The 26,474-nt window shown below is 62.4% G+C and carries 15 protein-coding genes; 5 read left to right on the forward strand and 10 right to left on the reverse strand.

Going from position 1 to position 26,474, the window contains the following annotated elements; translation table 11 throughout:
* Window positions 1-225: 225 nt before the first annotated feature.
* The 4 genes from pbpC (at window position 226) to Q0367_RS14205 (ending at window position 12,649) form a co-directional block, all read left to right on the forward strand.
* The gene (gene pbpC, locus Q0367_RS14190; protein ID WP_297634271.1) at window positions 226-2,862 is read left to right on the forward strand and encodes a penicillin-binding protein 1C; all 2,637 of its coding nucleotides are present in this window, start codon (window positions 226-228) and stop codon (window positions 2,860-2,862) included.
* 482 nt (window positions 2,863-3,344) lie between these two features.
* Window positions 3,345-9,326: an Ig-like domain-containing alpha-2-macroglobulin family protein gene (locus Q0367_RS14195; RefSeq protein ID WP_298983015.1), complete on the forward strand. Its 5,982-nt coding sequence runs from the start codon at window positions 3,345-3,347 to the stop codon at window positions 9,324-9,326.
* 493 nt (window positions 9,327-9,819) lie between these two features.
* Entirely contained in the window at window positions 9,820-10,209 is a 390-nt protein-coding gene (locus tag Q0367_RS14200) for a VOC family protein (protein ID WP_297634265.1), read from the forward strand.
* 199 nt (window positions 10,210-10,408) lie between these two features.
* A complete protein-coding gene (locus Q0367_RS14205; protein ID WP_297634262.1) occupies window positions 10,409-12,649 on the forward strand; it encodes a S8 family serine peptidase in 2,241 nt (746 codons plus the stop codon).
* A 113-nt stretch (window positions 12,650-12,762) separates the two neighbouring features.
* On the opposite strand, the gene Q0367_RS14210 is transcribed toward Q0367_RS14205, so the two are convergent.
* The 10 genes from Q0367_RS14210 to Q0367_RS14255 form a co-directional block, all read right to left on the reverse strand.
* Window positions 12,763-14,103 (reverse strand): amidohydrolase, encoded by a 1,341-nt coding sequence (locus Q0367_RS14210; protein ID WP_297634259.1) that lies wholly within the window; start codon window positions 14,101-14,103, stop codon window positions 12,763-12,765.
* Between the two features lie 49 nt (window positions 14,104-14,152).
* Entirely contained in the window at window positions 14,153-14,923 is a 771-nt protein-coding gene (locus tag Q0367_RS14215) for a hypothetical protein (protein ID WP_298983018.1), read from the reverse strand.
* Entirely contained in the window at window positions 14,920-15,918 is a 999-nt protein-coding gene (locus Q0367_RS14220) for an ABC transporter permease (protein WP_298983021.1), read from the reverse strand. The genes Q0367_RS14215 and Q0367_RS14220 overlap by 4 nt, the downstream gene beginning before the upstream one ends.
* A gap of 66 nt (window positions 15,919-15,984) precedes the next feature.
* Window positions 15,985-17,076 carry an ABC transporter permease gene (locus tag Q0367_RS14225; protein ID WP_298983024.1) on the reverse strand — a complete coding sequence of 364 codons (1,092 nt, stop codon included), beginning with the start codon at window positions 17,074-17,076 and terminating at the stop codon, window positions 15,985-15,987.
* Between the two features lie 11 nt (window positions 17,077-17,087).
* Window positions 17,088-18,626: an ABC transporter ATP-binding protein gene (locus tag Q0367_RS14230; RefSeq protein WP_297634250.1), complete on the reverse strand. Its 1,539-nt coding sequence runs from the start codon at window positions 18,624-18,626 to the stop codon at window positions 17,088-17,090.
* A gap of 259 nt (window positions 18,627-18,885) precedes the next feature.
* A complete protein-coding gene (locus tag Q0367_RS14235) occupies window positions 18,886-20,004 on the reverse strand; it encodes a BMP family protein (RefSeq protein ID WP_297634247.1) in 1,119 nt (372 codons plus the stop codon).
* Window positions 20,005-20,202: 198 nt separating this feature from the next.
* Entirely contained in the window at window positions 20,203-21,381 is a 1,179-nt protein-coding gene (locus Q0367_RS14240; protein WP_298983029.1) for a VLRF1 family aeRF1-type release factor, read from the reverse strand.
* Between the two features lie 105 nt (window positions 21,382-21,486).
* Window positions 21,487-22,605 (reverse strand): site-2 protease family protein, encoded by a 1,119-nt coding sequence (locus Q0367_RS14245; RefSeq protein ID WP_297634241.1) that lies wholly within the window; start codon window positions 22,603-22,605, stop codon window positions 21,487-21,489.
* Window positions 22,606-22,715: 110 nt separating this feature from the next.
* On the reverse strand, window positions 22,716-23,243 hold the full coding sequence (locus tag Q0367_RS14250; RefSeq protein WP_298983031.1) for an OsmC family protein: 528 nt from the start codon (window positions 23,241-23,243) through the stop codon (window positions 22,716-22,718).
* A gap of 31 nt (window positions 23,244-23,274) precedes the next feature.
* Window positions 23,275-24,252 carry a hydroxyacid dehydrogenase gene (locus Q0367_RS14255; protein ID WP_298983034.1) on the reverse strand — a complete coding sequence of 326 codons (978 nt, stop codon included), beginning with the start codon at window positions 24,250-24,252 and terminating at the stop codon, window positions 23,275-23,277.
* A gap of 342 nt (window positions 24,253-24,594) precedes the next feature.
* Here Q0367_RS14255 and Q0367_RS14260 point away from each other — a divergent pair, with 342 nt between their 5' ends.
* The gene (locus Q0367_RS14260) at window positions 24,595-26,271 is read left to right on the forward strand and encodes an ABC transporter substrate-binding protein (protein ID WP_297634232.1); all 1,677 of its coding nucleotides are present in this window, start codon (window positions 24,595-24,597) and stop codon (window positions 26,269-26,271) included.
* The last annotated feature ends 203 nt before the right edge of the window (window positions 26,272-26,474 follow it).

The following is a 26,474-nucleotide window of genomic DNA, read 5'->3' on the forward strand; positions in this document are numbered from 1 at the left end:
GTGGGAGAGTGGGAGAGGGGGAGAGCGGGAGAGGGTGACGCTTTTCCAGTTCTCCAGTTCTCCAGTTCTCCATATCTCCCGCTCTCCAGCTCTCAAACTCTCCCGCTCTCCAGCTCTCAAACTCTCCCGCTCTCCAGCTCTCAAACTCTCCCGCTCTCCTGCTCTCACACCCACCTGGGAACTCTGCACGCTGCGCCAACCGTTATCCTGGCAGGGATGGCGCACATGAAGCGATGGCGTTCCAGAATCAAACAACAGGGTCGGCGTCTGCTGCTCGCTGCGGCGCTGTTCGGCGCGCTGGTCGTAGCTGGGTTGTACGCCTGGCTCTTCGCCGACCTGCCGCCGGTGACCGCTGTGGAGCTGCGCGCCGCTCGCCCTACGACGCAGATTCTTGACCGCAACGGCAAGCTGCTCTACGAGGTGCTCGACCCTCTCGCGGGCAAACAGATCGATCTCGACCTCAGCCGCATCCCGCAGGCGTGCATTCAGGCCACCATCGCCACCGAGGACAGCCGTTTCTTCCATCATCCCGGCGTCGACCCGCTGGCGATCGCACGCGCGGCGTGGCAGAACCTCACCAGCCGCAGCGTCTCCTCCGGCGCCAGCACGTTGACCCAGCAACTGGCGCGCAATCTGCTGATGGACGCCGGCGAACGCTATGAGACCTCCCTGCGGCGCAAGCTGCGCGAAGCCTATCTGGCCTTCCAGCTTGAACGGCATTACAGCAAAGAGCAACTGCTCGCCCTCTATCTCAACCAGACGTACTACGGCAATTTCGCCTTCGGGCTGGAGGCAGCGGCGCAGATTTTCTTCGCCAAGCCCGCTGCACAGCTGAGCGCCGCCGAGTGCGCGCTGCTCGCCGGTCTGGTGCAATACCCCACCGGCTACAACCCGCTGATCGACCCGGAGGCGGCGAAGGGAAGACAGCTCACCGTGCTGCGCCTCATGCGCGACGCCGGCTATCTGACGGCGGCGCAAGTGGAGGAGATCGCCCGTCAGCCGCTGCAATATCGCTCCCGGCTTTTTCAGATCGCAGCGCCGCACTTCGTGATGTACGTGCAGGACCTGCTCGTGCAGCAGCTGGGCGTGGAAGCGCTGCGCCGAGGTGGACTGCGCGTCTACACCACCCTCGACCTGGACCTGCAGCGTCAAGCCGAGGCGGCTGTGCGGCGTCGCCTGGCCCAGCTGACCTGCCAGGGTGAACGCGCCTGCGATGACCCCGCCGCGCGCACCCGTCGCGTCGACAACGCCGCCGCAGTCGTGCTCGACAGCGCCACCGGCGAAATCCTGACGATGGTCGGCAGCCCAGACTATTTCAGCGCACAGATCGCCGGCAACGTCAACGCTGCGCTTGTCAAACGCCAGCCGGGCAGCGCCATCAAGCCCTTCACCTACGCGGCCGCGCTCGATCCGGCCTGGAGCCGCCGCGCCGGCCGGCCTCCGCTCACCGCCGCCAGCATCCTGGCCGACTTGCCGAAGACTTTCACCGTCAAGAACGCCGACGGCTCCTTTGCACCTTATCGACCCCAGAACTACGACCGCATGTGGCACGGACCGGTCAGCGTGCGCGACGCGCTGGCGAACAGTTATAACCTGCCCGCCGTCGAAGTGCTCGAGCGCATCGGCGTCGAGACCTTGCGTCAACTCGCCGGCCAGGCCGGCATCCACACCTTCACCGGCCGCTATGGGCTGGCGCTCACGCTCGGCGGCGGCGAAGTGCGCCTGCTTGATTTAACCGCTGCGTATGGCATTTTTGACGACGGCAAAGCGGTGACCCCGCGAGCCATTTTGAGAATCGAAACGGTGGAGCCTGACGATGCCCAGGGAAGTGCAGCCATCGATTTTCAGGCTGCAACCTCCGGCGTCCAGGTGATCGCCCCTGAAGCCGCCTACCTCATCACCGACATTCTGTCCGATGAGGCGGCGCGCGCGCCGGCCTTTGGGCGCAACTCGGTGCTCAACCTGCCTTTCCCGGCTGCGGTCAAGACCGGCACGACGACCGACTGGCGCGATAACTGGACGATCGGCTACTCCACGCAGCGGCTCGTCGGCGTGTGGGTGGGCAACGCCGACAACGCGCCGATGGTCGGCGTCAGCGGCGTGGACGGCGCCGGCCCCATCTGGCACGACCTCATGCGGCTGGCGCACCTGCGCCCGCCTGGCCCCTTCGCCCGACCGGCTGGTCTGGTCGAGGTGGAGATTTGCGCGCCGAGCGGGATGCTGCCCTCGCGCGAGTGTCCACGCGTGCGCCGCGAGTGGTTTATCGAGGGAACGCAGCCGACCGAGCCGGACAACCAGTTCCGACGCATCGTCCTGGACCGCGCCACCGGCCTGCCCGCCGACGAAAGCACGCCTGCCGAGCGTCGAATGGAGCGCGTCTACTGGCTGCTGCCGCCCGAATATCACGATTGGATGCTGGCGCAGGGCATCCCGATTGCGCCGCCAGCTGTGCGAGCGATGCTGGCGCAAGAGGAGATCGGGCAAGATGGAAACAAAACGGGAGCGCCTGACGTCTATGCAGAAGGACAACCGCGCGCACTGCTGCGTCTCATCCAGCCGGACGCCTTTGCAGCCTATCAATTGCATCCTGCCCTGCCCGCCGCCAATCAGCGACTGCAGGTCGAGGGAATCGTTGCGGATGGAGGCGAATGGGCGGAGCTGCGGTTGATGGTGGATGGAGCGCCGCTCGCCGTCGCCCACAACACCGACCGCCTCAGCGCCTGGTGGCCGATGGAAATCGGTGAGCATCGTTTTTGGGTGGAGGGAGAGACCGTCCGCGGCGCCGACACCCTACGCTCAGAAATTGCAATCATTCGGGTTAGCGAATTTGTGAAAGATCCGATAACGTTCAGTGGGCCCTAGAAGCCCGTCGGAGAAGCCTGACGGGAATTTATGAGCCAATGGGCAGAGGTGATTGTAGGTGCGGCTCGCAGCCGCACGCTCTCGATGGATCCGGGTGCGGCCCTCACCCCCTGGCCCCTCTCCCAAGGCTGGGAGAGGGGGAGAGAAGGAAGCGCCGCTGCGAGCAGCGCCTACGCGAAGGCGCCGGTCTCATCGTAGGTGCGGCTCGCAGCCGCATGTTCTTGATGGAGCCGGGTGCGGCCCTCACCCCCTGGCCCCCCTCTCCCAAGGCTGGGAGAGGGGGAAGGGAACGCCGCAGCTCGCAGCCGCACGTTCTTGATGGACTATAAGGTCTTGAGAGTTTCTATTTTCGGCGAAGGATAGAAGAAGTTATGCAAAAACGCGCCGGGCGACGATTTCGACTTCGGCCGGCGCTCCGGTTTTCAACAAAAGATACATTGCACTCATTGGGAAAGCACGCCCCACCATTTCAGGAGGCTGATATGCAACAGCGTCGATTCTTCAAAATTTTGAACCCGATTCTTCTTTTCGCCTTGATCTTCACCATCAGCGCGCCCACCGTGAACCCCGTCGTCCTGGCCGGCGAACCGGCGAAGCCGCTGTTGCAAGAGCTTGCTGCGCCCGTTCTTTTGAAGACGTCGCCGGAGGCCGGCGCAGGCTGGGACGGCGGTCCCGTGGTCTTCACCTTCGACCAGCCGATGGCCTCGGCGCAGATCGCCGTTGCGCCGGCGCTGGCGGGCGAGACGACGGTGGAAGGGGCCGACGTCATCTTCACGCCTACGGAAGCGCCGACGCCCACCACGCGCTACCGCTTCAGCTTTGTGGAGGCGACGGCGACCAACGGCGCAGCCATCTCTGGCGTCATCGAGCTGACTGTAGAGGCAACCGGCCCCCTCGGCGTGTTGAGCACGCAACCTTCGGATGGCGCCGTGGACGTCGATCCCAACATGCCGATCACGGTCATCTTCAGCCGCCCCGTCGTTCCGTTGGTGGGCGTCGAGGAGCAGGCGTCGTTGCCGCAGCCGCTCCGCTTCGAGCCTGCCCTCGAAGGAGCAGGAAGATGGGTCACCACCAGCGTCTATCAGTTTACGCCGGCGGCTCCGCTGGCGGCGGCGACCACCTACCAGGTCACTGTGGCTCCGTTGACCGCCGTGGACGGCGGCGCCATGGACGAGCCATACACTTTCAGCTTCTCCACCGCTGCGCCGATTGTGGTGGAAGCCAGGCCATCCGGCATTCTTGTCTCGCCCGACGCGCAGGTGGTCGTGACCTTCAGCCAGCCGATGGATCGGGCGAGCACGGAAGCTGCGTTCAGGCTCTGGAACGAAGCGTATCCGTCCATGCCCGGAGCTTTCACCTGGAACGACGCCGACACCGTGCTCACCTTTACGCCCGAGAACCCGCTGCCCTTCGGCGACGTTTTCGGCATCGAGGTGGCGGAGACGGCGCTGGCGAAGGCAGGGACGGGTGGTTTACGCGCTCCCTGGAATAGCACATTTACGGTGGTTCCGCTGCCCGCCATCCGCAGCTCCTCCATCCTGCCCGGCGCGCGCGGCGTCAACCCGGAGAGCGAGCTGCGCATCTCTTTCACCGCGCCGGTGAGCGACACGCTGCTCTTCGACGCCATCCGCATCGAAGGGCTGCTCACCACCACGCAGGTCATCAGCTACACCTACACCGACCTCTACGACCTGACCGACGGCTTTGCGCAGCAGGTGGAGGGGTCGCCGCGGACGGGCTATCACACCCATCTGCTGATCAACTGGTACAAGCAGCCGAACACGACCTACACGGTCACCATCGACAGCCGCGTCGCCGACGCCTACGGCAACACCTTGCCGGAAGACTACATGTTGAGCTTCACCACCGGCGACTTTTCACCCCTGGTGCAGTTGGAGCTGGATCGCTTCACCCATTACAGCGCATTCACGACGACGGTCGTCGGCGTGCGTTATCGCAACGTCGAGCGCATCGACGCCCGCCTCTACCGTCTGCCGCTGGAGGGGCTTTTCCAACTGGCGGGCGAAAATCAGTGGATGGTGTGGGACAACTACGTCGTGCCCGACCAGGCGAGGAACCTGATCTGGGAGCGCACCTACACGCCGGAGGGCGGCGACAACGTCATCGCCAGGATGGGCGTCAAGTTGACGGCGTCGCGCGGCGGCGCGGAAGAGCCGCTCCCGCCCGGCGTCTACCTGCTCGAAGTGCGCGACCCGACGGCGCAGACGCAACAGGACGGCGCGCCGATGGTGCAGCGCGGGGTGATCGTCATCAGCAACTACAACCTCACCTTCAAGCGCGGCTTGCAGGGCGACAGCCTGGCCTGGCTCACCGATCTGGCCACCGGACAGCCTGTCGCAGGCGCGGCGGTGATCTTCACGAAGGATGGCCCGCCGCTGGCGCAAGGCGTCACCGACGCCGACGGCCTGGCGATCGCCGACCTCGGCTTGACGCAGGACGATCAATGGAAGCCCTTCTTCGTCTACACGGGCGAGCCGGGTCAGCCTGACTTCGCCGTCGTCTCGTCCGAGTGGGCGGATGGCATCCAGCCCTGGTCGTTCAACCTCGATGTCGGCGGCCTCTCCGAAACGCGGCTGCTGCATGTCTACACCGAACGGCCGATCTATCGGCCCGGACAGACGGTCTACTGGCGCGGCATCTTCCGCGTCCTTGAAAATGACGAATGGCGGTTGCCGCCCGCCGGGCTGGAGGCCATCGTCAACATCAACGACGGGATGGGCAACCTGGTCTCGACCCTGCGCGTCCCTGTGAGCGAAAACGGCACGCTCCACGGCGAGTTCACGCTGGCGCCGGACGCGGTGACCGGCTACTACAGCATCAACGTGATGGCGCCCATCGACACGGAGGCGTATCACACAGCAAGCGCCTACTTCCAGGTTGCGGCCTACCGCAAGCCGGAGTTTCAGATCGCCGTCACGACCGACAAGCCCGAATACATCCAGGGCGAAACAGTTCGCATCACCGTGCAGGCGGATTACTTCAGCGGCGGCCCGCTCGCCAATGCGCCGGTGGAGTGGCGCATCGCAGGCTACAATTACACCTTCAGCTGGGCGGGCGCCCCTGAAGATCGCTTCTACAGCTTCGAGCCGTTCGACCCCGACCGCCCCGCCTACAATCCGTTCGACTCTTTCCAGGGGCTGGTGCAACAGGGACGCGGCCAGACCGACGCCGATGGAACCTTTGTCATCGAGCTGCCCGCCGACCTCGGCGGCATGCTTTCCAGCCAACGCTGGCACGTAGATGTCACCATCACCAGCCCGACCAACCAGGCCGTCTACGCCACGGCCAGCTTCCCGGTGCACCGCGGCGCGTACTACATCGGCCTCGGCCCGGCGAGCTACGTGGCCGAAGTGGGGCGCCCGACTCCGGTGGACGTCGTGAGCGTGCGCCCGGATGGGACGATGTATGCCGGCGCCGAGCTGGAGGTTGTGGTGTACGAGTACATCTGGAACAGCGTCTATGAGCGGGCGGAGGACGGCAATTTCTACTGGAAAACTTCGGCGGAGCGCACGCCCGTCTACACCACCACCGTCACCACCAACGATCGGGGCGTGACGTCGTTCGAGTTTACGCCGGAAAAGAGCGGCCAATATCAGGCGACCGCCACAGGCGAGGACGCAAACGGCAACGTCATCCGCAGCGCGGTTTTCCTTTATGCTGCGGGTGAAGATTTTGTCGCCTGGCCGCGCCAGAACAACGACCGCCTCGAGTTGGTGGCGGACAAGAAACTCTACGTGCCGGGCGAGACGGCGAAGATTCTGGTCCCCAACCCGTTCAGCGGTTCGGTCAAGGCATTGGTGACGCTCGAGCGCAGCGGCGTGCTGGAGGCGAGCGTTGTAGAATTCACCGGCAGCAGCGAGACAATTGAAGTCCCGATCACCGCTGCACACATTCCCAACGTTTTCGTAGGCGTCGTCATCGTCAAAGGCGTGGACGAGACCAATCCCTTCCCGGCGACGCGCGTCGGCTACGCCAAACTGGCCGTGGACACCGCCGAGAAGGAGCTGCACATCGACGTGCAGGCCTCGTCCGAGGTGGTGCGTCCGGGCGACGTGGTCACCTACACCTTGACCGTGCGAGATAGCGCAGGCAATCCGGTCGCCGGCGCAGAGACGAGCCTGGCGCTGGTGGATAAGGCGGTGCTGGTGTTGGCGGGCGCCTACGGCGCAGAGCAGAAGCTGGTCGACATCTTCTACTATCAGCGGCCGCTCGGCGTCAACACCGGCTCACTGATCGTCATCAACAAGGATCGCATCAGCCAGCAGCTTGCCGAAGGCGGCAAGGGTGGCGGCGGCGGCGGCGATGGCCTGGGCGTCGATGTGCGCGAAGACCTGGCGGACACCGCCTACTGGCGCGCCGACGCAGTCAGCGACGCAAACGGCGTCATCGAGTTCAGCGTGAAGCTGCCCGACAACCTGACCACCTGGGTGCTGACCGCTAAGGCTGTGACGCCAGACACGCGCGTCGGCGAGGCGATGCACGAGATCGTCGCCACCAAGGCGTTGCAGGTGCGTCCCATCTTGCCGCGCTTCTTCACGGCGGGCGACCGCGCTTTCATCGGCGGCGTCGTTCTCAACGGCGGCAAAGAGACGACGGCGGCGGGCGCCTTCACCTTCGAGGTCAGCGGCGCAACGATCGAGGGGCGAGGAACCCGAAGCGAAGCGTCCTTCGCTGCGCTCGACCCCGGTCAATTCGCCCGCTTTGACTTCCCGGTGACGGTGGACGCCGCGACGACGTCGGTCATCGTGACCCTCACCGCCGTGGCGGACGCGCTGTCCGACGGCCTGCGCATGGAAATCCCGGTCGTGCGCTATCAGACGCCGGAGGTCATCGGCTCCAGCGGCGTCATCGAAGGCCTCGGCGTGGTGGAGGCCATCCACGCGCCGGCTGGCGCCACCGACGATGGTGAACTGATCGTCACCCTCGATCCGAGCCTGGGCGCCGGACTGCTCGAAGGGCTGCGCTATCTAGAGCACTTCCCCTACGAATGCAACGAGCAGACGGTGAGTCGCTTCCTGCCCAACCTCTTCACGGTGCGCGCATTGCAGGCATTGAACATCCGCGAGCCCGGCCTGGAGCGCAACCTGAGCTATCAAGTCGGCGTCGGCGTGCAGCAGCTCATCGGTCGCCAGAACCTCGACGGCGGATGGGGCTACTGGCCCGGCGAAGAAAGCTCGCCCTTCATCACCGCCTACGTGCTGTGGGGTTTGAACAGCGCCGACGCGCTCGGGTATCCGGTCTCCATCGACAATCGCAACCGGGCCGCCGAGTATCTGCTCAGCCGCTTCATGGCGCCTGCGGACGCAACCAGCCCCTCACAGCTCAACGAAATGGCTTTCATGCACTATGTATTGGCGGAGATGGGGCGCGGAGACGCCGGGCGCATGAGCACGCTCTACGAGGTGCGCGAGCGGCTCTCAATCGACGGCAGGGCCTTCCTGGCGATGGCGATGCATCGCATGGACGCCGACGATAGCCGCGTGCAGACGTTGATGGATGACCTGGCCGGCGCAGTGCAGATCAGCGCTGCGGGCGCCTCGTGGCGCGAGGATGCGATCGACTACATCAACCTTGGCAGCGACGTGCGCTCGACCGCCGTGGCTCTGGCCGCCTTCCTGCGCATCCGCCCGGACGCCGCAGTCCTGCCCAACGTAGTGCGCTGGCTGGTGAGCGCGCGCACCGCCGGCCACTGGGCCACGACGCAGGAGACCGCCTGGAGCATCCTCGCCCTGACCGACTGGTTGACCCACACCGGCGAGCTGGAGGCGGACTACGCCTGGCGGGCGACGCTCAACGACGTCTCGTTGGGCGAAGGGCGCTTCGACAACGCCAACATCTTGACCTCGGCGACGCTGCGCGCGTCGATCACCGAGCTGCTGCGCGACCAGGCCAACCTCCTGCGCATTACGCGTAACAACGAAAGTGGCCGGCTCTACTACACGACCCATCTGCGCTACAACCTCGATGCGTTGGCCGTGCAGCCGCTCGACCGCGGCCTTTCGGTGGATCGACGGTTTAGCCTGAACGGCGAGACCGTGCACAGCGCCAGCGTCGGCGACGTGCTCAGCGTCACGGTCACGATCGTGGCGCCGACCGACCTCCACCATGTGATGGTGGAGACGCCCATCCCGGCGGGCGTGGAGCCGCTCGATCCCAGCCTGTCGGCCGTCTCGCCGCAGGACGTCTACGGTCCTCCGGCGCTGCGTCCGATCCGACCGACGGAGGAAAGCCGGTGGATGTGGACGCCGAGCTTCGTGGACTATCGCGACGACAAGGTGACACTGTTCGCCACTTACTTGCCCGCCGGCGCCTACGAATACACCTTCCAGGTGCGCGCCTCGCTCCCCGGCGAGTTTCGCGTGCTGCCGGTGCATGGCGAGATGATGTACTTCCCCGAAGTGTGGGGACGGAGTGGAGGGGCAGTGTTCACGGTGAGACGGTGAGAGCCGGAATGAAAGGGGGTGCGCCTGCAGGCGTTTGTTGAACGAAGTCAAGCGCAAGGGCGGCGTCTTTCAGCCGCCCTTGTTTTATTTTGTTATCCAAAGGCGAACCGCTGGGAACGTGCAGCTGGGAGCTGCACCTGGCGTTGTACAGAGGTTCGTTCAGGTCATCGTATTTCTTGGTGTCTTCGCGCCTTTGTGGTGATATTCTGAGCGCTTGGCCGTCAAACCGGTGGCGCAAGCAACTTTTCAGGAAGCTGAATTGAATTTTACAAGGGATTCCGGCAACCGGTAGGCGCAGCTCGCAGCTGCGCTTCCTTGAATTCCCCAAAACCTTGCAGGCCATGGCGAGCGTGCAGCTGTGAGCTGCACCTACGGCGTTCCCTTCTCCCCCTCTCCCAATGCTGGGAGAGGGGGCCAGGGGGTGAGGGCCCACGGCTGAGAGCCGCCCCTACAAGGAAACCGACTGACGCCGCTCTATGCTTCTTGTGCTATAATGTCCACCATGCTGCGTTGTCAACATATTTGCCTGACGACCGACCGGCTGGCCGAGACGCGAAACTTTTATGTGAAAACGCTTGGTCTCGTCGCAGCCACCTACGACGAGGCATTCGGCCTTCTGGCGCTGCTTCTCGCCGATGGGTTCGTCCTTCGCTTTGAAGCCAAGGGACCGGCTGAACCATCAAGTATTCGATTCATAGGACTCGAACTTGATTCCTTTGAAGAGGTCGATCGCCTCTTCGATGAGCTTTCAGGACGCGTTCCAATTGTCCAGGATCTTAGGTCAAGATACACCTCTAGACAGGGGCCTTACGGTTTTATCATTGAGGACCCCAATGGATACCGCCTGAAACTCTTCAAATACGGTCCAAGAGTTCAGCAGTGAATCAAAAAGTCGTCGCAAACGGAAGACGACACTCGTTGAGCAAGGTTGTCATTTGTCAAGCTCCTTCTTGAAGTGCCCAGAAGCTTATACCACAAAAGCATGTCTCCGACTGGGTGCTAAGACGTTCCGCTTTAGCAAATTTTCTGTCATAATGTCCATAGCTGATTTTGAGGTAGGCTTACGGATTTGATCTGAGTAGATGAACATAAAACGACGCAAACAGTTGTTATCCATCTTTTCTTTACGGCTGGTTCATGTCCGCGTGTTGGCATGGCCGTTGCTCCTGGCGGCGCTGGTTCTCTTTTTGAATGCTTCTTTGAGTGCGGCGACAGCGGCGCAGGGGGTGACCGCGGAGTTGGCGCCTCTCTATGGAGTGGGTGGACAGCAGGCTGCACCGAATCGCTACATCGTTGTCCTGCGCGGGGACCGGGTGCGCACAGCCTCCGCCCTTCGCCAGAAGGTGGCCGCGTTGCAAAGTCGTCCGGACGTCGCCGTGCATCGCAGTTACCAACATACGTTCTGGGGCTTCGCCGCCACGCTCTCCCCTGCTGCGCTCCAACTGCTGCGCAGCGACGGCGACGTCGCCTGGATCGAGCAGGACCAAATCGTGACGATCGCAGGCGAACAAATCAGTCCGCCGTGGGGATTGGATCGCATCGATCAGCGCACCTTGCCGTTGGACGAACGCTACGTCTACGACGGCGACGGCGTCGGCGTGCATGTCTACATCATCGACACCGGCATTCGCGCTACTCACAGCGAGTTTAGTGGCCGCGTTGGCGGGGGGTTCGATTTCATCGACAACGACGCTGCGCCGGACGACTGCAACGGCCACGGCACGCATGTCGCCGGCATCGTCGGCGGCGCAACCTATGGGGTCGCCAAAGGAGCGACCCTGCACCCCTTGCGCGTGCTGGACTGCAACGGCGTCGGCTACACGTCGGGCGTCATCGCCGCCATCGACTGGGTGACGGCGAACCACATCAAGCCCGCCGTCGCCAACCTCAGCCTGAGCGGCAATTCATCCACGGCGCTGGATCTCGCCGTGCGCACCTCCGTGGCGGCGGGCGTCGTCTATGTGGTGGCGGCCGGCAACTTGGGGATTGACGCCTGCAACGCTTCGCCTGCGCGCGAGGCGACGGCGATCACGGTGGGCGCCACGAACAGCGCCGATCAACGCGCCAGTTTCTCCAACTACGGCGCCTGCCTCGATCTCTTCGCCCCTGGGGTCAACATTCTCTCGGCGTGGCACACCGGCGACAACGCCGAGCAGACGGTCTCCGGCACGTCGATGGCTGCGCCTCACGCGGCGGGCGCAGCGGCGCTCTTTCTGCAAAAGGCGCCCTCCGCCTCCCCGGCCGACGTCGCCGACGCGCTTATTGCTGCGGCCACCGAGGGCGTGGTGAGCAACGCCGGAAGCGGCTCCCCCGATCGTCTCCTCTACATGCGATTCGACTTGCCGGCGGCGCCTACGCCGACGCCGCCTGGAGCCACGCCAACGCCTACGTCGACGCCTCCCGCTCCCGCCACGCCGCCGCCCAACGACGACTTCGACCGGCCCACAGAGGCGACGCCGCTTCCCTTTAGCCAGGTTCTAAACACAACGTACGCCACCGTGTCGAACGATGATCCGATCCTCTGCACCGGGGCAAGAGGCGAGGCTACGGTTTGGTATCGTTTCGCGCCGCAGGTCAACGGGCTGCTCACGGCGAACACCTTCGGCAGCGACTACGACACGGTGCTGGCGATCTTCACCGGAGAACGCGGCGCGCTCTATCGGCTCGCCTGCAACGACGACGCCGAAAACACGCTGCAGTCAAGTGTGACGCTGGATGTCCATGCTGGAGAAACATATTTTATCGAAGTCGCCGACTACGGGGTCAACATCTCGGCTCATAAGTCGCATGCGCTTCTGCTCAAAACGCAAACTGGGGGCAATCTGCACTTGACGCTCGATTTCACTCCTGCATCAGAGCCAACTCCTTCGCCTGCTACGGGGGCGGTGCTGGCAATCGCTCCTTCTGCGTTGACGGTGCGCCCTGGCGAACGCTTCACCGTCGAAGTGCAGGTGCGCACGACCCAGCCGGTGGAGGGAGCCGCCGCCTATCTCAACTTCGACCCCACTGTCTTGCAGGTTGCGTCGATAACGCCCGGGGGCGCATTGCCGGAAATCCTCCTCAATGAGGTGGACAATGTGCAGGGCCGCGTTAATTTTAGCGCCCGCGCGCTCAACGCGCCCTTCCCTGAACACGACTTCATTGTGGCGACGCTCGCTCTGACGGCGACGACGGATTCACCTGGCTCATTGCTGTCATTTGAAACGACAAGCCCTCGGCAAAGCGATGTCACATTCAGCGGACGCTCGATTCTCAATCGCGCCCTCAACGGCCAGGTTCAGGTGGCGACCTCATCGCTGTACCTGCCGATAGTCGTGCGGTGAGGGAAGGCGCGTTGCGTATTTCGTGTTGCGTGTTACGTGTTGCGTGTTACGTGTTGCGTGTTACGTGTTGCGTGTTACGTGTTGCGTGATTGGGCACGCAGCACGAACACATTTCAAGGATTATAGACCTGAATCCGTCGCTCCGGCACGCGCCGCGCCAGCCGGCCGATGTTGCGGTTCACCTGGGACAGAATTTCCGCTTTGTCGAGCGTGCGTAGCTTGCGATCCTCCATGACGACTCGTCCGTCGACGATCACGGTGCGCACGTCCGAGGCGCGCACGCTGTACAGCAAGGCGGCCGCAACATTGTGCACAGGCTGGTTGTGGGCGCCGCTCAGGTCCAACAGCACGATGTCGGCCAAAAAGCCCGGGGCCAAACGTCCAAGCTCGCCCGCCATGCCGATCGCCGCAGCGCTGCCAAGGAAGGCGACGTCGAGCGCTGCATGAAGGGGCATCACCTCCGGGTCGTTGGCCGTGAACTTCTGCATGAGCGCCATCAGACGCAGGCTCTCCCAGATGTCCAGCGTATTGTTGCTGGCCGCGCCGTCGCTGCCCAGCCCGATGGAGACGCCCGCAGCCTGCAACGGGCGAATCGGTGTCAGGCCTGCAGCCAGCTTTAGGTAAGTCTTCGGGCAATGGGCGACGCCGACATGGTCGGCGTAGGCGCGCAACCGTTCGATGTCCTCGGGCAGAATGCCGCAGCCATGGGCGATCAAGGTTGGAACGTCGAGCACGCCGGTCTGCTCCAGCACTTGAATTGGAGTGATTCCTCGTTTGGCCAGGCTGGATTGGGTTTGCGCCATGTCTTCCGCCGCGTGAATGTGGACGCCCACGTTCAGCCGTTTGGCATGAGCGGCCGCTGCGCGTAGAAAGTCGTCGTCGCAGGTGTAGGGCGCATGGGGCGCCATCCACGTGCGGATGCGTCCGCCGGCGCCGCCTTGCCAACGTTCGACAAAAGCGGCCGTGGCGTCCAGCGCTGCATAGCCCTGGCTGGCGAAGACCGCCCACCCCAGCAATGCCCGGCTGCCTGCCTCGCTGACTGCGCGCGCCGCCTCATCCATGAAGAAGTAGTGGTCGGCGACGGTGGTCACGCCCGCTTCGATCATCTCCACCAGCCCTAGCAACATGCCCCAGTAGACGTCCTCGGCGGTCAAGTTGCTCTCCACCGGCCAGATGAATTCATTGAACCAGCGCTGCACCGGCACATCTTCGGCGATGCCGCGGAAGAGCACCATCGGCGTGTGTGCGTGGGTGTTGATCAGTCCCGGAGTCGCCAGCAGTCCATCCGCCGCCACTACGTCATCGGCTTCGTGCTGCTCGATCGGCTGGGTCGGCGAAATGGCGGCGATGCGGTTGCCTCGCACGTGAATATCGTGGTTGCGCAGCACGGCGTAGGCGCCGTCGTCGTTGCGCACAAGGACGTCGCAATTGTGCAAGACGAGCGTGTTCGACATGGATGCACTTTCTCAACCAATTGATGACCGGCGAAAACGAACGCCCCCTTCAGGTTTCTTCAACGGTCAGGCCGGCGAGAGGGCTGCGCCGGCGTTCGCCCAAAGCCAGAAAGCGATCGTAGCGCACGACAATCACCTTGCTCATCTGCCAGAAGGACTCCACCGAGAGGTGTTGGCAGCCTTCGTGCAGCCACCAGCCGTCGATGTGAGGATGGACGGTGATCAACGCAGGATCATAGACCGGCACAACCGCCGGGCTAAGGAAAAAGCCCGGGGATTCCGGCGAACGAATTTGCAACAAGTACGCGCCGCGCATGCCGCGGGCGCGCGGCAGTCGATGTGTGCTGCCATCGGTGAGGTCGATCAGCTCGCAATCTTCCACCGGCGTGTCTACGATGGTGGGCCACGTCGGGTCCTCGACCAGTTCGGCGATGACGCGACGCACTGCAATGTCCTGATAGTGGTTCTGTTGCGTCTGCGGTTGAAAATAGTCGTCCTCGTAGACATTTTCACGACGGTCGTCATAGACGTTGCCGCACCAGGTCGTCAGCCACTCCGCGATTTCAGGATGATTGCGCAGAAAAATTCGATAGCACTGCTCATATTCAGCGATTGCTTCACCAAAGGAAACGATCCGGCCGCGCACGTAGTGATCGATGCGCCAGCCGTCATCGCCGAAGCGTTCGTCCAGCAGGGCCCGCCACTGCGCCTTGCGCTCGCCTGCGTATCCCGGCGTTCCGATCGGAATCAACACGCCGGCCAGCGTGGCGCGGGCCTCTGGCTCGATGCGCTCCCACCAGGTGGTGTAGTCAAGGTTCATGGTGCTGTCTGTTCCTGAAAGCGCCGGGCTGCAGCGTTGATGCGCGCGCGGCGGCGAATGTTGTAGATGATCAGCGCAGCGATTGTCACCGCAGGCGGAATCATTTCTACGAACTGGGGCGGGATCGCCATCGTGCCCAGCCGCGTGCCCAGCGCGGAGGCGGTTCCAAAGATTAGAGCGGCGATGAGGGCGCCGATCGGATTGCGGTTGCCGAGAAAAATCACCGCCAAGGCGATGAAGCCGCGTCCCGCCGTCATGTTGGCCTGAAAGATGCTCAGGTAGCCCATGCTGAGATAGAGGCCGCCCAGCGCAGCGCAGAAGCCGCTCGCCACCAGCGCCTGATAGCGCACGCGACGGATGTCGATGCCGACAGACTGCGCAGCGTCCGGCATCTCGCCGGTGGCGCGCAAGTGGGCGCCGGCCGGCGTGCGATAGAGGAAGATCCAAATCACGGCCACCAGCGCAAAAGCGAGATAGCTCATGATGTTGTAGCCGGTGCCGTTTTCGCCGTTGAGCAGGGTGCCCAACACCGGAACGTTGTTGACAAAAGGAATCTGCAGCGAAGGCAGCCGCGCACTGGCGAGCGTCGACGTGCTGCCCTTGTCGCCTGTGAACGAGAACATCAGGAACACCGTGGCGCCCGAGGCCAAAATGTTCATCGCCAGGCCCGTGAGAATGATGTCCGTTTTCAGCTCCAGGTGAAAAAAGGCGATCAGCCAGCCCATCGCCATGCCGACGAGCACGCCCGCCAGCGCGCCCAGCCAGGGATAGGACCACGCCGGTGCGCCGGGAAACCACTGAGGAGCGAATCCACTGACGATGACGCCGGTGAAGGCCGCCGCCAGCATGATGCCTTCCAGCGCAATATTGATCACGCCGCCTAGATCAGAGAGCAGGCCGCCCATCGCCGGCAAGATCAGCGGCGTCGCCACGCGAATCACCGTTGCAATGAACGCCGCCGAGAAGATGCTTTGCAGGACGACTTCTAGAGACATTCAGCTTCCCTCAAAAAGACCTCAAAAAGTTGCCACCAGAACCCGTTGCACAAATTTTGCTCGGCGTCACCCGGCTTCGACGACCACTTCTTCTCGACTGCGACGCAGTTGAACCCATTGCTGGACGAAGGGGAAAAGGCGTTCGGCGGTGATCAGCAGGATAATGATGGCCTGGATGATCAACACCACCTCGCGCGTCACATCGGACGAACGCTCCATGATCTGCGCGCCGGTGCGCAAGTAGCCGTAGAAAAGGCCGGCCAGCAACACCCAGCGCGGGTCGTTGCGCGCCAGCAACGCCACGACGATGCCCTCAAAGCCCAGCCCGGGCGAAAGATTGATCGTCAGCCGTTTGAGCAGCCCCATGCTCAGATGGGCGCCGGCCAGCCCCGCCAGGATGCCGCTGACGGCCATGCTCAAGGCAATCACCCGCTTCGTGTTGATGCCGCCGTACTCGGCGAACTTGCGGTTGGCGCCGAGCATCTTCAACTCGAAGCCAAAGGGCGTGCGCGCCATCAAAAACCAGACGACAACCACGGCGATCAGCATGAGGATCGTCATGAAAGAAACGCGCGTGCCGGGAATGAGCAACGGCAACACCGCCGAAGTGGGAAAAGGCACCGTTCCCACAAAGCCGGCGGCCGGATCGCGCAGCCAGTTGAAAAGCAGCAGATCGAAGAGCTGAAGCGCAATCACGTTGAGCATCAACGTGCTCACGATTTCGTCCACCGAGAGGTAGGCTTTGAGCAGGCCCGGAATCAAGCCCCAGAGAAAACCGATGATCATCGCCGCCGCCAGCGCCAGAAGCATATGGGCGGGAAAAGGCAAAGAAAGTTTCAGTGCAATGACGGCCGTCATCAGCGCGCCGAGCAACATCTGTCCTTCTGCGCCGAGGCTGAACTGCCGCGCCCGAAAGACGATCGAAACCGCCAGCCCGAGCAGAATCAGCGTGGTGCTCTCCTCCAGCCAGTTGCCGAAGCGGTTAATGTTTTTGATCTCAAAGCCGTTCTCAAAGGAGAGCCTCGGCAACGGCCCGGTGAGCAGCGCCGTGTACGCCTGCACCGGCTCTTTGCTGACGAGCGCCGTAATGACAAAACCGATCGCGAGCGCAATCAACACCACGGCGATGATGCGAACGGGTTCAACAAATTTGGTCATCCCCTTCATATTCATGCAGCCTTCGTAACAACTTCCTGGCGGCGAACGCCGAGCATGTAAAGTCCGATTTCCTCTTCCGTCAGCTCCGGGCCGTTGTCCAAGATGGCGACAATCTCGCCTTTGTACATCACGGCGATGCGGTCGGCGAGGCTCATCACCTCCGCCAGGTCGGCGGAGACAAGCAACACCGCCTTGCCCTCGTTGCGTTTGGTCACCAACTGGGTATGCACAAATTCGGTGGCGCCGATGTCCACCCCGCGCGTTGGCTGCGCAGCGATCAGCAACACGGGTTCGGCGGAAAATTCGCGAGCGACGATCACCTTCTGCATGTTGCCGCCGGAGAGCGAGCGCATCAGGGCGTCGGGGCCGGCGGCGCGGATGTCGAACTGTTGCATTAACGTCTCGGCGTGTTTCCGGATCACCTGAGGGGAAAGCACCCCGCGCTGGGTGAAGGGAGGCCGGTTGTAGCGATCCACCACCAAATTTTCGGCGATGGTGGCGTCGAGCGCCACGCCGTTGGTCAGGCGATCTTCGGGGATGTGGGCGACGCCGCTTAGGCGGATGCGCCGCGGGCTTTGTCGTTGCACCGGCTTGCCGTCGACAAGAATTTCGCCGGTCGTCGCCGGGCGCAGGCCGGTCATCACCTCGACCAGCTCGGTCTGGCCGTTGCCCTCGACGCCGGCCACGCCTAGGATTTCGCCTGCATGCACGCTGAAGTTGACGTTGCGCAGCACAGGTCGACCGGTCTCGGCCACATAGCCCAGGTTGCGCACCTCAGCGACGACGCGACCGCGCTGCACCGGCGGCTTGTCGATCTGCAAAAAGACGGCGCGGCCCACCATCATGCGCGCGATGTCGGCTTCCGTCACATCGCGCGTGGCGACGCGCCCGGTCACTTCGCCGTGCCGCATGACGGTGACGCGATCGGAAATCTCTTTCACTTCGACCAGTTTATGCGTGATAAAGATCACCGTCTTGCCCTGGTTCACCAGCGTCCGGATGGCCATGAACAGCTCATCGGTCTCCTGCGGTGTGAGTACGGCGGTCGGCTCGTCCAAAATCAACAGATCGGCGCCGCGATAGAGCGTTTTGAGGATTTCGACGCGCTGGCGCATGCCCACCGGCGTCGCCTCAATGCGCGCGGTCGGATCCACCTGCAGGCCGTAGGTCTTGCTCAATTCTTCGGTGACGGCGATCGCCTGTGCGCGATCGATGAAGCGGCCCTTGCGTGGCTCGCTGCCGAGCACGATGTTTTCTGCGATCGTAAAGGATGGCACCAACATGAAGTTCTGATGCACCATGCCGATGCCCAGCTCGATGGCGCGGTGCGGATTCGGGATCTCCACGCGGCGCCCCCGCAGCCAAATCTCTCCGTGCGTCGGCGCTTCGAGTCCGTAAAGAATTTTCATCAGGGTGCTCTTGCCCGCGCCGTTTTCGCCCACCAGGGCGTGAATCTCCCCTTGCTCCACCGAAAAGTCCACCCCTTTGTTGGCGACGACGCCATTGGGGTAGACCTTGGTGATCTGCTTCATTTCAACAAGTGCGGCCATGAATCGGTCGAGTCCTGAAAGGCTGGCTGAGTTGTGTTGTAGAGAATTCGTGTGTTGGGGGATGGGGGAGATGGGGTTTCAGGGCGATGGGATACGAGGATGGTGCAATTCCATGCGCAGTCTCTCTCAATCTCCAAGACCCTGTTGATTTCCAGGTGAAGCCGTCATCCACCAGGGAGCTTCGAACTCCCTGGTGGATGAACGACAACGCTCCGCATAGACCTGAAAATCAGGAAAACCCCGTAGCCCCCGACAGACATTACCGGAATGCCGTGTCCACAACGATCTCGCCGTTGAGGATTTTCCGTTCCGCCTCGTCGACCAGCGCCTTCACCTCGTCCGGCGTGATCGCCTCGTAGTACTTGTTGCGCGCCAGACCGACGCCGCCTTCGGCAATGCCGAGCGCTTCCGCAGTTCCGTAGGGCAGCGTTCCTTCCAGATGCAGCTTGACCCCACGGTAGATCGAGTTGTCGACATTCTTCATCATGGAGGTGAGAATGCGCGCCGCCTGCTCCGGGTTGGCGCTCTCGATGATCAACGCCTGGTCCGAGTCGACGCCGATGGCGTAGCGCCCATCCTCCGCCGCGGCCTCGAAGACGCCCTGGCCGGTGCCGCCCGCAATCTGGAAGACGATGTCGGCGCCCTGGCTGTATTGCGCCTTGGCCAGCTCTTTGCCCTTGGCCGGGTCGTTCCAGCCGCCTGCGAACTGGCGAATCACCTGGATATCCGGATTGGTGTCGCGGGCGCCCTGCTCATAGCCGACCATGAAGTCGAGAATCACGGGGATCTCCTGGCCGCCGACCGAGCCGATGATGGCTTCGGGATTCATGCCCTCGATGTCTTGCGTGGTCATCGCCGCAGCGTACACGCCGGCCAGATACGAGCCTTCATTCTGCTTGTAGAGAATGGAATAGACGTTGGCGCACTTGTTGGGGGCGCACGCTTCGCCCTCATAGTTCACGGGTGCATCATATAAGAAGAACTTTTTGTCCGGGTACTGCGGCGCCAGCCTTTCCAGATACTCCACCATCTGGAACGTGCCGACGATCATGATGTCGAACTCTTCATTGGCGGCGGCGTCGATCAATGCGGCCTCCCAGCCCGTGGGGTCGATGCCCGCTTCGATCGTCTTGGTCTGTGCGCCGAACTCGTCAGCCACGCGTTGGACGCCGCGCTGCGCCGAATCGAAGAAAGATTTATCGCCCAGCACACCGTTGACGAAATGAACTATGCGCAGGGGTTGCTCGCCCGCCGCCGCACCTTCGCCGGCCGCCGGAGCGGGCGCCGCAGGCGCCGGCGCAGTCGGCGCAGCGCACGCCGCCGCGATCAGCGCAATGACCATCATCAAAGTAAATCCAATTGTCCAATGACGGCGCATGGTTGCCTCCTCCTATCCGTCTGATTCCAATCCGTCTGATTCAAAGATGACTGTTTGAAAAACACAGCACCGTTCGCAGGTGGGGGGTGCCTGGAAAGTGAATACTAACGGCTTCCCGCCCCTTCGTCAAACTCCAGAAAGGCGCTCTCCTCATGAAGCCTGAACGATCTGAAGCGTGGGCGCCCACTTCTGAACGCTCTACCAGCGCAAAAGCCCGGCGATCCCTTTCATCTCGTTGAGCAGTTTCTCCGCTGCAGGGCCGGATACGAATTCCAACCGCGTGGCGTAGGCGGCGCATGCCTCCACGATGACGTCTCGCAGCGCAATCGGCTGCGGCTCTTCTCCGTCGCAAAAGAGGCTGGCCGCCTGCTTTGTTCCGGCCATCAAACCGTTCGAACAGATCCAGACCTGCTCATCGAGCTGCCACGGCGCCGCCAGCACACTCAGTCGTCCTGCCTGCAGCGCATCGAGCGTCGGATCGATCCCCCAGACGCCGGGCTGCTCTTGAATTTGTTGAAGCAACGCCATCTCCTGCTCTCGCTCCACCTGCATCAACACAGGCAGCACTTTTTCCAACACCGCTGCCGGCGAAGCTTGCGGAACCGGCAGGTCGGAAATCTGCGCGACGATGCTCTCGCGCATGCTGCGCGAAAGCATCTGAACAAAGGTCTTCGTCGACTCTTCACGGCCGAGCAGGACGAGGCGATGAATCTCCATGGCGGCGACCCCGCGCTCCGTCAGGTCGGCCAACCGCTTCAGGTAGCGATAGGCGACCGTTTCCATGCGTTGGGAAAACCGATCGCGGCTGCCGGACGTGCGCGCCTGCGCCAGACTGCGCACCCGACCGGGATCGAACTCCTGAAGCTCTTTCCACACTTCTGGCTCAATTTCGCAGAAGACCTCCGTGTGTTCTTCGATCTCGCCTAAAAACACCTCGAAGAATCTCCAACCTTCGCCGCGCAGCCAGATGACGCCGACTCGCTCGTACTCATCCAACGCATAGAGCAGCGGTGCAAAGTATGGCTCACCCCAGCGCGCCTCCACCCTACCATGGGCGAGGTCGACGATGGGCAGATCGATGTGGAGGGGGATGCGAACGACATCCATCTCGACGCGTTTGCTGCGAGTCTCCACTGCAGCAAAGATGGCCAGCGTACGCGCCTCCGGCGCCAGCTCTTGCTCGATGGCGGAGAAGACCACCGCTTCGAGCGTTTGGGGCAATCCCAGCTCTTTGACGCTGTTTTTGGCGCGGATGGCCCAGGCGCGACGCGCGTTGTACGTTTGGGCCGGGTTCACCTCCACATAGAGTGACAGCACCGGCGGCTGCAAGTCTGCCAGATGATTGCGAATCTCAAGCACATCATTCTTGTCAATCATATCGAACGCACCTTAATCTTTCTCAGGAAAATGAACAAACCGGTTCTTTCCCCAGGAGCTACGCCATCTGGACGATAGAAAGTCGACGGAAGGCGTCGGATCTGCTCAGCCGTTTGCGGGACGCCATGCAAGCCGTTCGTTTTTCTTCAGCGCCGACTGCACCATCATCAGCTCGCCTACGTTCTCTGGGGTGATCAGACCCACCAGACGTCCATAGTCGTCGACCACAGGCAGCGCCGGGCAGCCGCACGCCTGCATCTCTTGAAACGCTTCATCGAAGGGCGCTCGCCAGGAGACCAGCGGAAGTTCCCCCTGGCCTTGCAGCGCCTCGCGCACCGGCGTATCCAGGCCATTCTGGCGCAGCGCCGCCAGCAAGGCGTCGCGGGTCAGGATGCCGTGCACTCTTCCCGTGGCGTCGACCACCGGAAACTCATGCTGAGAGGTGCGCAACAGCAGGTCGATGGCGTCGTTGAGCGTGGCGCTCGGCGGCAGCGCCTTGAACTCGGTCACCATCGCCGCCGAGACCGGAAGCCCGCGTGCGACGTCGCGCATCTGCGCCAGCGCAGCTTCCTGCGAGGCGCCCAGGTAGATAAAGAGGGCGATGAAGATGAGCAGGGGATTGAAGAAGAGGCCCAAAAAACCGAACAAGAAGGCGATTCCCTGGCCGATGCTGGCTGCGATCTGCGTCGCCTGTGCATAATTCATGCGCATTGCCAGCAACGCACGCAGCACGCGACCGCCGTCCATCGGAAAGGCCGGAATCAGGTTGAAGAGCACCAGCCAGACGTTGACGGCCATCAGCTTGGCCGCCATGTTGAGCTGGGGGCTTTCGAGGCGGGTCAGCTCCTCGAGGCTGGCCGCACGGCCAAGCCAAAGAAAGAGGAGGAATGCAATGACGACATTGACCGCCGGCCCGGCCAGCGCCACGACCAGCTCCTGACGTGGCTTGTCCGGGATGCGCTGGAGACGCGCCACGCCGCCGATGGGCAGCAGCGTGATGTCTGGCGTCGGAATGCCGTATCGCTTCGCCGCCAGCGCATGGCCAAACTCATGCAACAACACGCAGCCGAAGAGCAAGATAATGAAAATGACCCCCTCGACGGCTGCGCCTGGCCCTCCCTGGAGATAATAGACCAGCCCGATCCAGGCGAGCAACAGGAAAAACGTCAGATGGATCTTGACCTCGGTGCCTGCGATGCGCGCAATCCTGATTGACCAGCCCATATTGTATGACAGCTCCTTTCCAAGTCGATTTTTATGGTTGCGACTCCTGTCGCGTATAGCGCAGATTGAGCTCTTTAGCCATAGACCATAGACCAGACTTCGCCCCGGTGTTAGTCTTCTTTCGCTTCATGACGCACAACGCTGGTCGGGAAACGCAACGTATTCAACACCGGACAGGTCTCCTCCACCGCCTGATGCATGCGCGCGATGGTTTCGGGCGGCGCAGAGGAGCGCACGTGCGCCGTGTACACGATCGCTTCGATCTGCGGCGGTCTTTCATACGGCAGACCCACGACGCCTTCCATCGGCACGGCGCCCTGCACCTCCACCTCCACGCCGTCGAGTGGAACGTTCAGCAGCGCCGCCTGGATCAGATAAGTGTGCACCAGACAGCTCGCCAGCGCGCCGAGCAGCATCTCTGGCGCTGTCGGCCCCAGGCCATGTCCGGCCAGCGCAGGCGCAGAATCGGTGATAAAAAGCGTCTCGCCCATTTTAACCGGACGAGCGCCTGCCTCACCCGCCACCCACGAGCGGGCTTGAATGCGCACCGTGGCTTTTTCCGGTGAGGCGGTGAAGTCGGCCCGACGTTGCGCCAGCACAGCAGATTTGCGTTGCAGGTAATTGTCCAGCGCGCTCATATAGACTCCGTCCTGACTTGCGTTGACGCGCCTACGCGACAGGCCATACGGCAGGGTTCACGATGTCCGCCGGTTTTTCGCCCCGGAAGAAGGCCAGCAGACGATCCATGGCCATCTGCTCCATGCGCAGACGCCCTTCTTTGGTCACCGAAGCAAAATGCGGCGTGGCGACGACCGCAGGATGATTGCGCAACGGGTGGTCAGGCGGCGGCGGCTCGACGGCGAAAACGTCGACGCCGGCGCCGGCGAGATGGCCGCGGTCCAGCGCATCGAGCAGCGCCGCCTCATCGACGAGGGCGCCGCGCGCCAGGTTGAGGAGATAACTGCCCGGCTTCATCTGCGCAATGCGCTCGGCGTTCATCAGCCCGACCGTCTCGGGGGTCGCCGGCGCGTGCAAAGAAAGAAAATCGGCCTGACGGATCACCTCATCGAGCGGCGCCAGCGTCACGCCAAGCGCTGCAGCGCTCTCGGGGGGCAAGTAAGGATCGTAGGCGAGCACGCGCATCTGAAAGGCGAGCCGGCAGATTTCGGCGACGCGGCGGCCGATGCGCCCAAGCCCGACCAGCCCCAGGGTCTTGCCCTGCACCTCGTCGCCGAGCAAAACGCCGGTGCGCGGCCCCCATTTGCCGGCGGCCAGATTCTCGTTGCCCTGTTTGAGCCGTTTGGCCAACGCCAGCAACATGGCGACCGTGTGCTCCGCCGTCGATTCGGTGGGGCCGTCCGGCGTGTTGGTGACGACGATGCCACGCGCCGTGGCCGCATCCAGGTCGATGTTGTCCACTCCGATGCCGGTGCGGGCGATCAGACGCAGATTGGGGCAGGCATCCATCACCGTAGCATCGTAGCGCAACTGAGACGAAGCGATGATCGCCTGTGCGGGCGCTGCATTGCGATAGATCGGGGGTGAGTCTTCGGCGTAGAGCACCTGCACCCCGGCGGGCAACCGCGCCAGCGCCTCGTCAGAGATCGGCGCTTCTAACCACAGGTGGGTGAGCGGCGGAACAGACACAGACGTCCATCCTTTCTATCAAATTGCGGTGATCGGTTGGTCGAAGTTTTTGCTTGATAGTTTTTGCTTGGTAAAGGTTGAGTGTGACGCTTGAAAGGTTTGTTTCGTCCTTCTATATTGCATAGTGTACCACAGACACGGCGAATTTTGCCACAAGTTGACAGTCTGTCCCTGTTGATTGTAGACTCTGTGCAAATTCCGGCGACAGCGCAAGCATTTCTTCCATATGTAGTTCTCTATGAAGTGCAATCTTCATATGCAATCTTCATAGTTTTTCTCTTGTATTTCTCAACGTGGTTTTCCGATCGTTTGAGCCACCACACACCAGAAGGAGGATTCCAGATGACGGCAGAAACGAGAGGCGGGCGTGAGGATGGGCGCAAACTCTCGCGCCGTGATTTTCTGCGCTACACTGCAGTGGGAGGATCGGCGGCCCTTTTCCTGGCGGCGTGCGCTCCTGCGGCGGCGCCGACGGGAGGCGCTCCTGCCGCCGCGCCCGCTGCAGGCGAAGCGCCGGCCGCCGAGGCCCCAAGACGGGGCGGCGTCATGGTCTGGTTAGGACATCAGGAAGTCGCCGGCCTCAGTCCGGACGACGCCGGCCCCGATGTGCAGGCGGTGTTGATCAACAACATTCACAATCCTCTGCTTTATTACAACGAATATAACGAGCTGGAGCTTGTGCTGGCCGAATCCTACGAAGTCGCCGAGGATGGCCTGACCTACACCTTCAAACTGAAACAGGGCGTCAAGTTCCACGACGGCAGCGACTTCACCGCCAAAGACGTGAAGTACACGTGGGATTACTACCGCAATCCAGACCATGGCGCCGTGCGGGCCGGCCTTTTCACCGGCGTGGGCGAGATCGAGACGCCTGACGACTACACAGTGGTTGTCAAGATGGACAGCGTCAATGCGGCATCGCTGGTGAACTGGGCTTCTTTCCCGATCGTTCAGTCCACCTACCACGCCGAAGTTGGCGAAAGCGTTTATCGCACGGCGCCGATCGGCACGGGCGCCTATAAACTCAAGGAGTGGCGCGCTGCGGAATACACGGAGCTGGAAGCTTTCGACGATCACTTCCGCGGCCGTCCTTACATCGATGTCATTCGGCTGGAGGTTGTGCCCGAGCCCTCCGTGCGCACGATCGCTCTGCAGACCGGCGACGCCCACTCTTCGGTCTGGCCCTTGCTGGTCGAAGATAGCCTGAGCTTCGCCGACGACCCGAATTACACCCTGTTGCGCACGCTGGGCAACTCAATCAAGCATTTCCCGTTGAACAACTCCGTTCCGCAGCTCTCGGACAAACGCGTGCGCCAGGCCATGATGCATGCGCTGGATCGCGAGAAGATCATCGCCGATCTCTGGCAGGGAGCCGCCACCGTAGCGCATTCGAACATCCCGCCGACGAGCTTTTACTATGACCCGACCGTCAAGAAGTACCCTTACGATGTAGAGAAAGCCCGAGCATTGCTTGACGAGGCAGGCTGGACTCCCGGCGCTGACGGGGTGCGCGTGAAGGACGGCGTCCGTCTCTCCTTCACCATGACCACGATCACGGGCGATCAGGCGCGGCGCCCGATCGCTGAGTTTGCGCAGCAGGTCTTCAAAGAGATCGGCGTCGAAGTGCAGCTCGCCGAGGCGCCCGTTGCTTCCATCCTGGAAGGGTTGCGCGCCGGCACGTTGGAAAGCTCCATCTTCAACTGGACGTACAACAGCGGCGCGTTGGAGCCGGATCCTTTTGCGACGTTGCATTCCAAGGGCGGCAACAATTTCAACCAGTTCAAGAACGAGGAAATGGATCGGTTGATCGAAGCAGGGCTGCAGATCGTCGATCCCAACGAACGCAAAAAGATCTACGATCAGATTCAGGCGATCTTCGTCGAGGAAGTGCCCTGTCTCTATCTTCAGTACGACGAATGGATCAACGTTTTCAGCAATCGCGTCAAGGGCCTGCCACAGAATCCAAAGTCCTCCACGGTCTTCTACTACCGCGCCCACGAATGGTGGCTGGAGGAATAAGTTCTGAAGAGGGTCATTCTTCCAGGATGCGAACCATCGATGATAGAATGGCGGCGTTTGCACCTGGCGAGAAGCTCGAACAGGGTTTGCGTTGCGATTCACAGAAGTCTCTACGCTCATCTTCCGGGAAGCTCTGAAGCTTCCTGGAAGATGACATGAAATGCTCTCTTGGTTTTAAGGCGTCCTTGCTTTAGAGTTCCCCG

It is taken from the genome of uncultured Caldilinea sp., assembly GCF_937128415.1.
GTDB lineage: Bacteria > Chloroflexota > Anaerolineae > Caldilineales > Caldilineaceae > Caldilinea.

Bases quoted from the DNA above. Each gene is read 5' to 3' on its own strand.
- pbpC (WP_297634271.1), top strand. From the start codon at position 226: ATGAAGCGATGGCGTTCCAGAATCAAACAACAGGGTCGGCGTCTGCTG.
- Q0367_RS14195 (WP_298983015.1), top strand. From the start codon at position 3,345: ATGCAACAGCGTCGATTCTTCAAAATTTTGAACCCGATTCTTCTTTTC.
- Q0367_RS14200 (WP_297634265.1), top strand. From the start codon at position 9,820: ATGTCCACCATGCTGCGTTGTCAACATATTTGCCTGACGACCGACCGG.
- Q0367_RS14205 (WP_297634262.1), top strand. From the start codon at position 10,409: ATGAACATAAAACGACGCAAACAGTTGTTATCCATCTTTTCTTTACGG.
- Q0367_RS14210 (WP_297634259.1), bottom strand. From the start codon at position 14,103: ATGTCGAACACGCTCGTCTTGCACAATTGCGACGTCCTTGTGCGCAAC.
- Q0367_RS14215 (WP_298983018.1), bottom strand. From the start codon at position 14,923: ATGAACCTTGACTACACCACCTGGTGGGAGCGCATCGAGCCAGAGGCC.
- Q0367_RS14220 (WP_298983021.1), bottom strand. From the start codon at position 15,918: ATGTCTCTAGAAGTCGTCCTGCAAAGCATCTTCTCGGCGGCGTTCATT.
- Q0367_RS14225 (WP_298983024.1), bottom strand. From the start codon at position 17,076: ATGACCAAATTTGTTGAACCCGTTCGCATCATCGCCGTGGTGTTGATT.
- Q0367_RS14230 (WP_297634250.1), bottom strand. From the start codon at position 18,626: ATGGCCGCACTTGTTGAAATGAAGCAGATCACCAAGGTCTACCCCAAT.
- Q0367_RS14235 (WP_297634247.1), bottom strand. From the start codon at position 20,004: ATGCGCCGTCATTGGACAATTGGATTTACTTTGATGATGGTCATTGCG.
- Q0367_RS14240 (WP_298983029.1), bottom strand. From the start codon at position 21,381: ATGATTGACAAGAATGATGTGCTTGAGATTCGCAATCATCTGGCAGAC.
- Q0367_RS14245 (WP_297634241.1), bottom strand. From the start codon at position 22,605: ATGGGCTGGTCAATCAGGATTGCGCGCATCGCAGGCACCGAGGTCAAG.
- Q0367_RS14250 (WP_298983031.1), bottom strand. From the start codon at position 23,243: ATGAGCGCGCTGGACAATTACCTGCAACGCAAATCTGCTGTGCTGGCG.
- Q0367_RS14260 (WP_297634232.1), top strand. From the start codon at position 24,595: ATGACGGCAGAAACGAGAGGCGGGCGTGAGGATGGGCGCAAACTCTCG.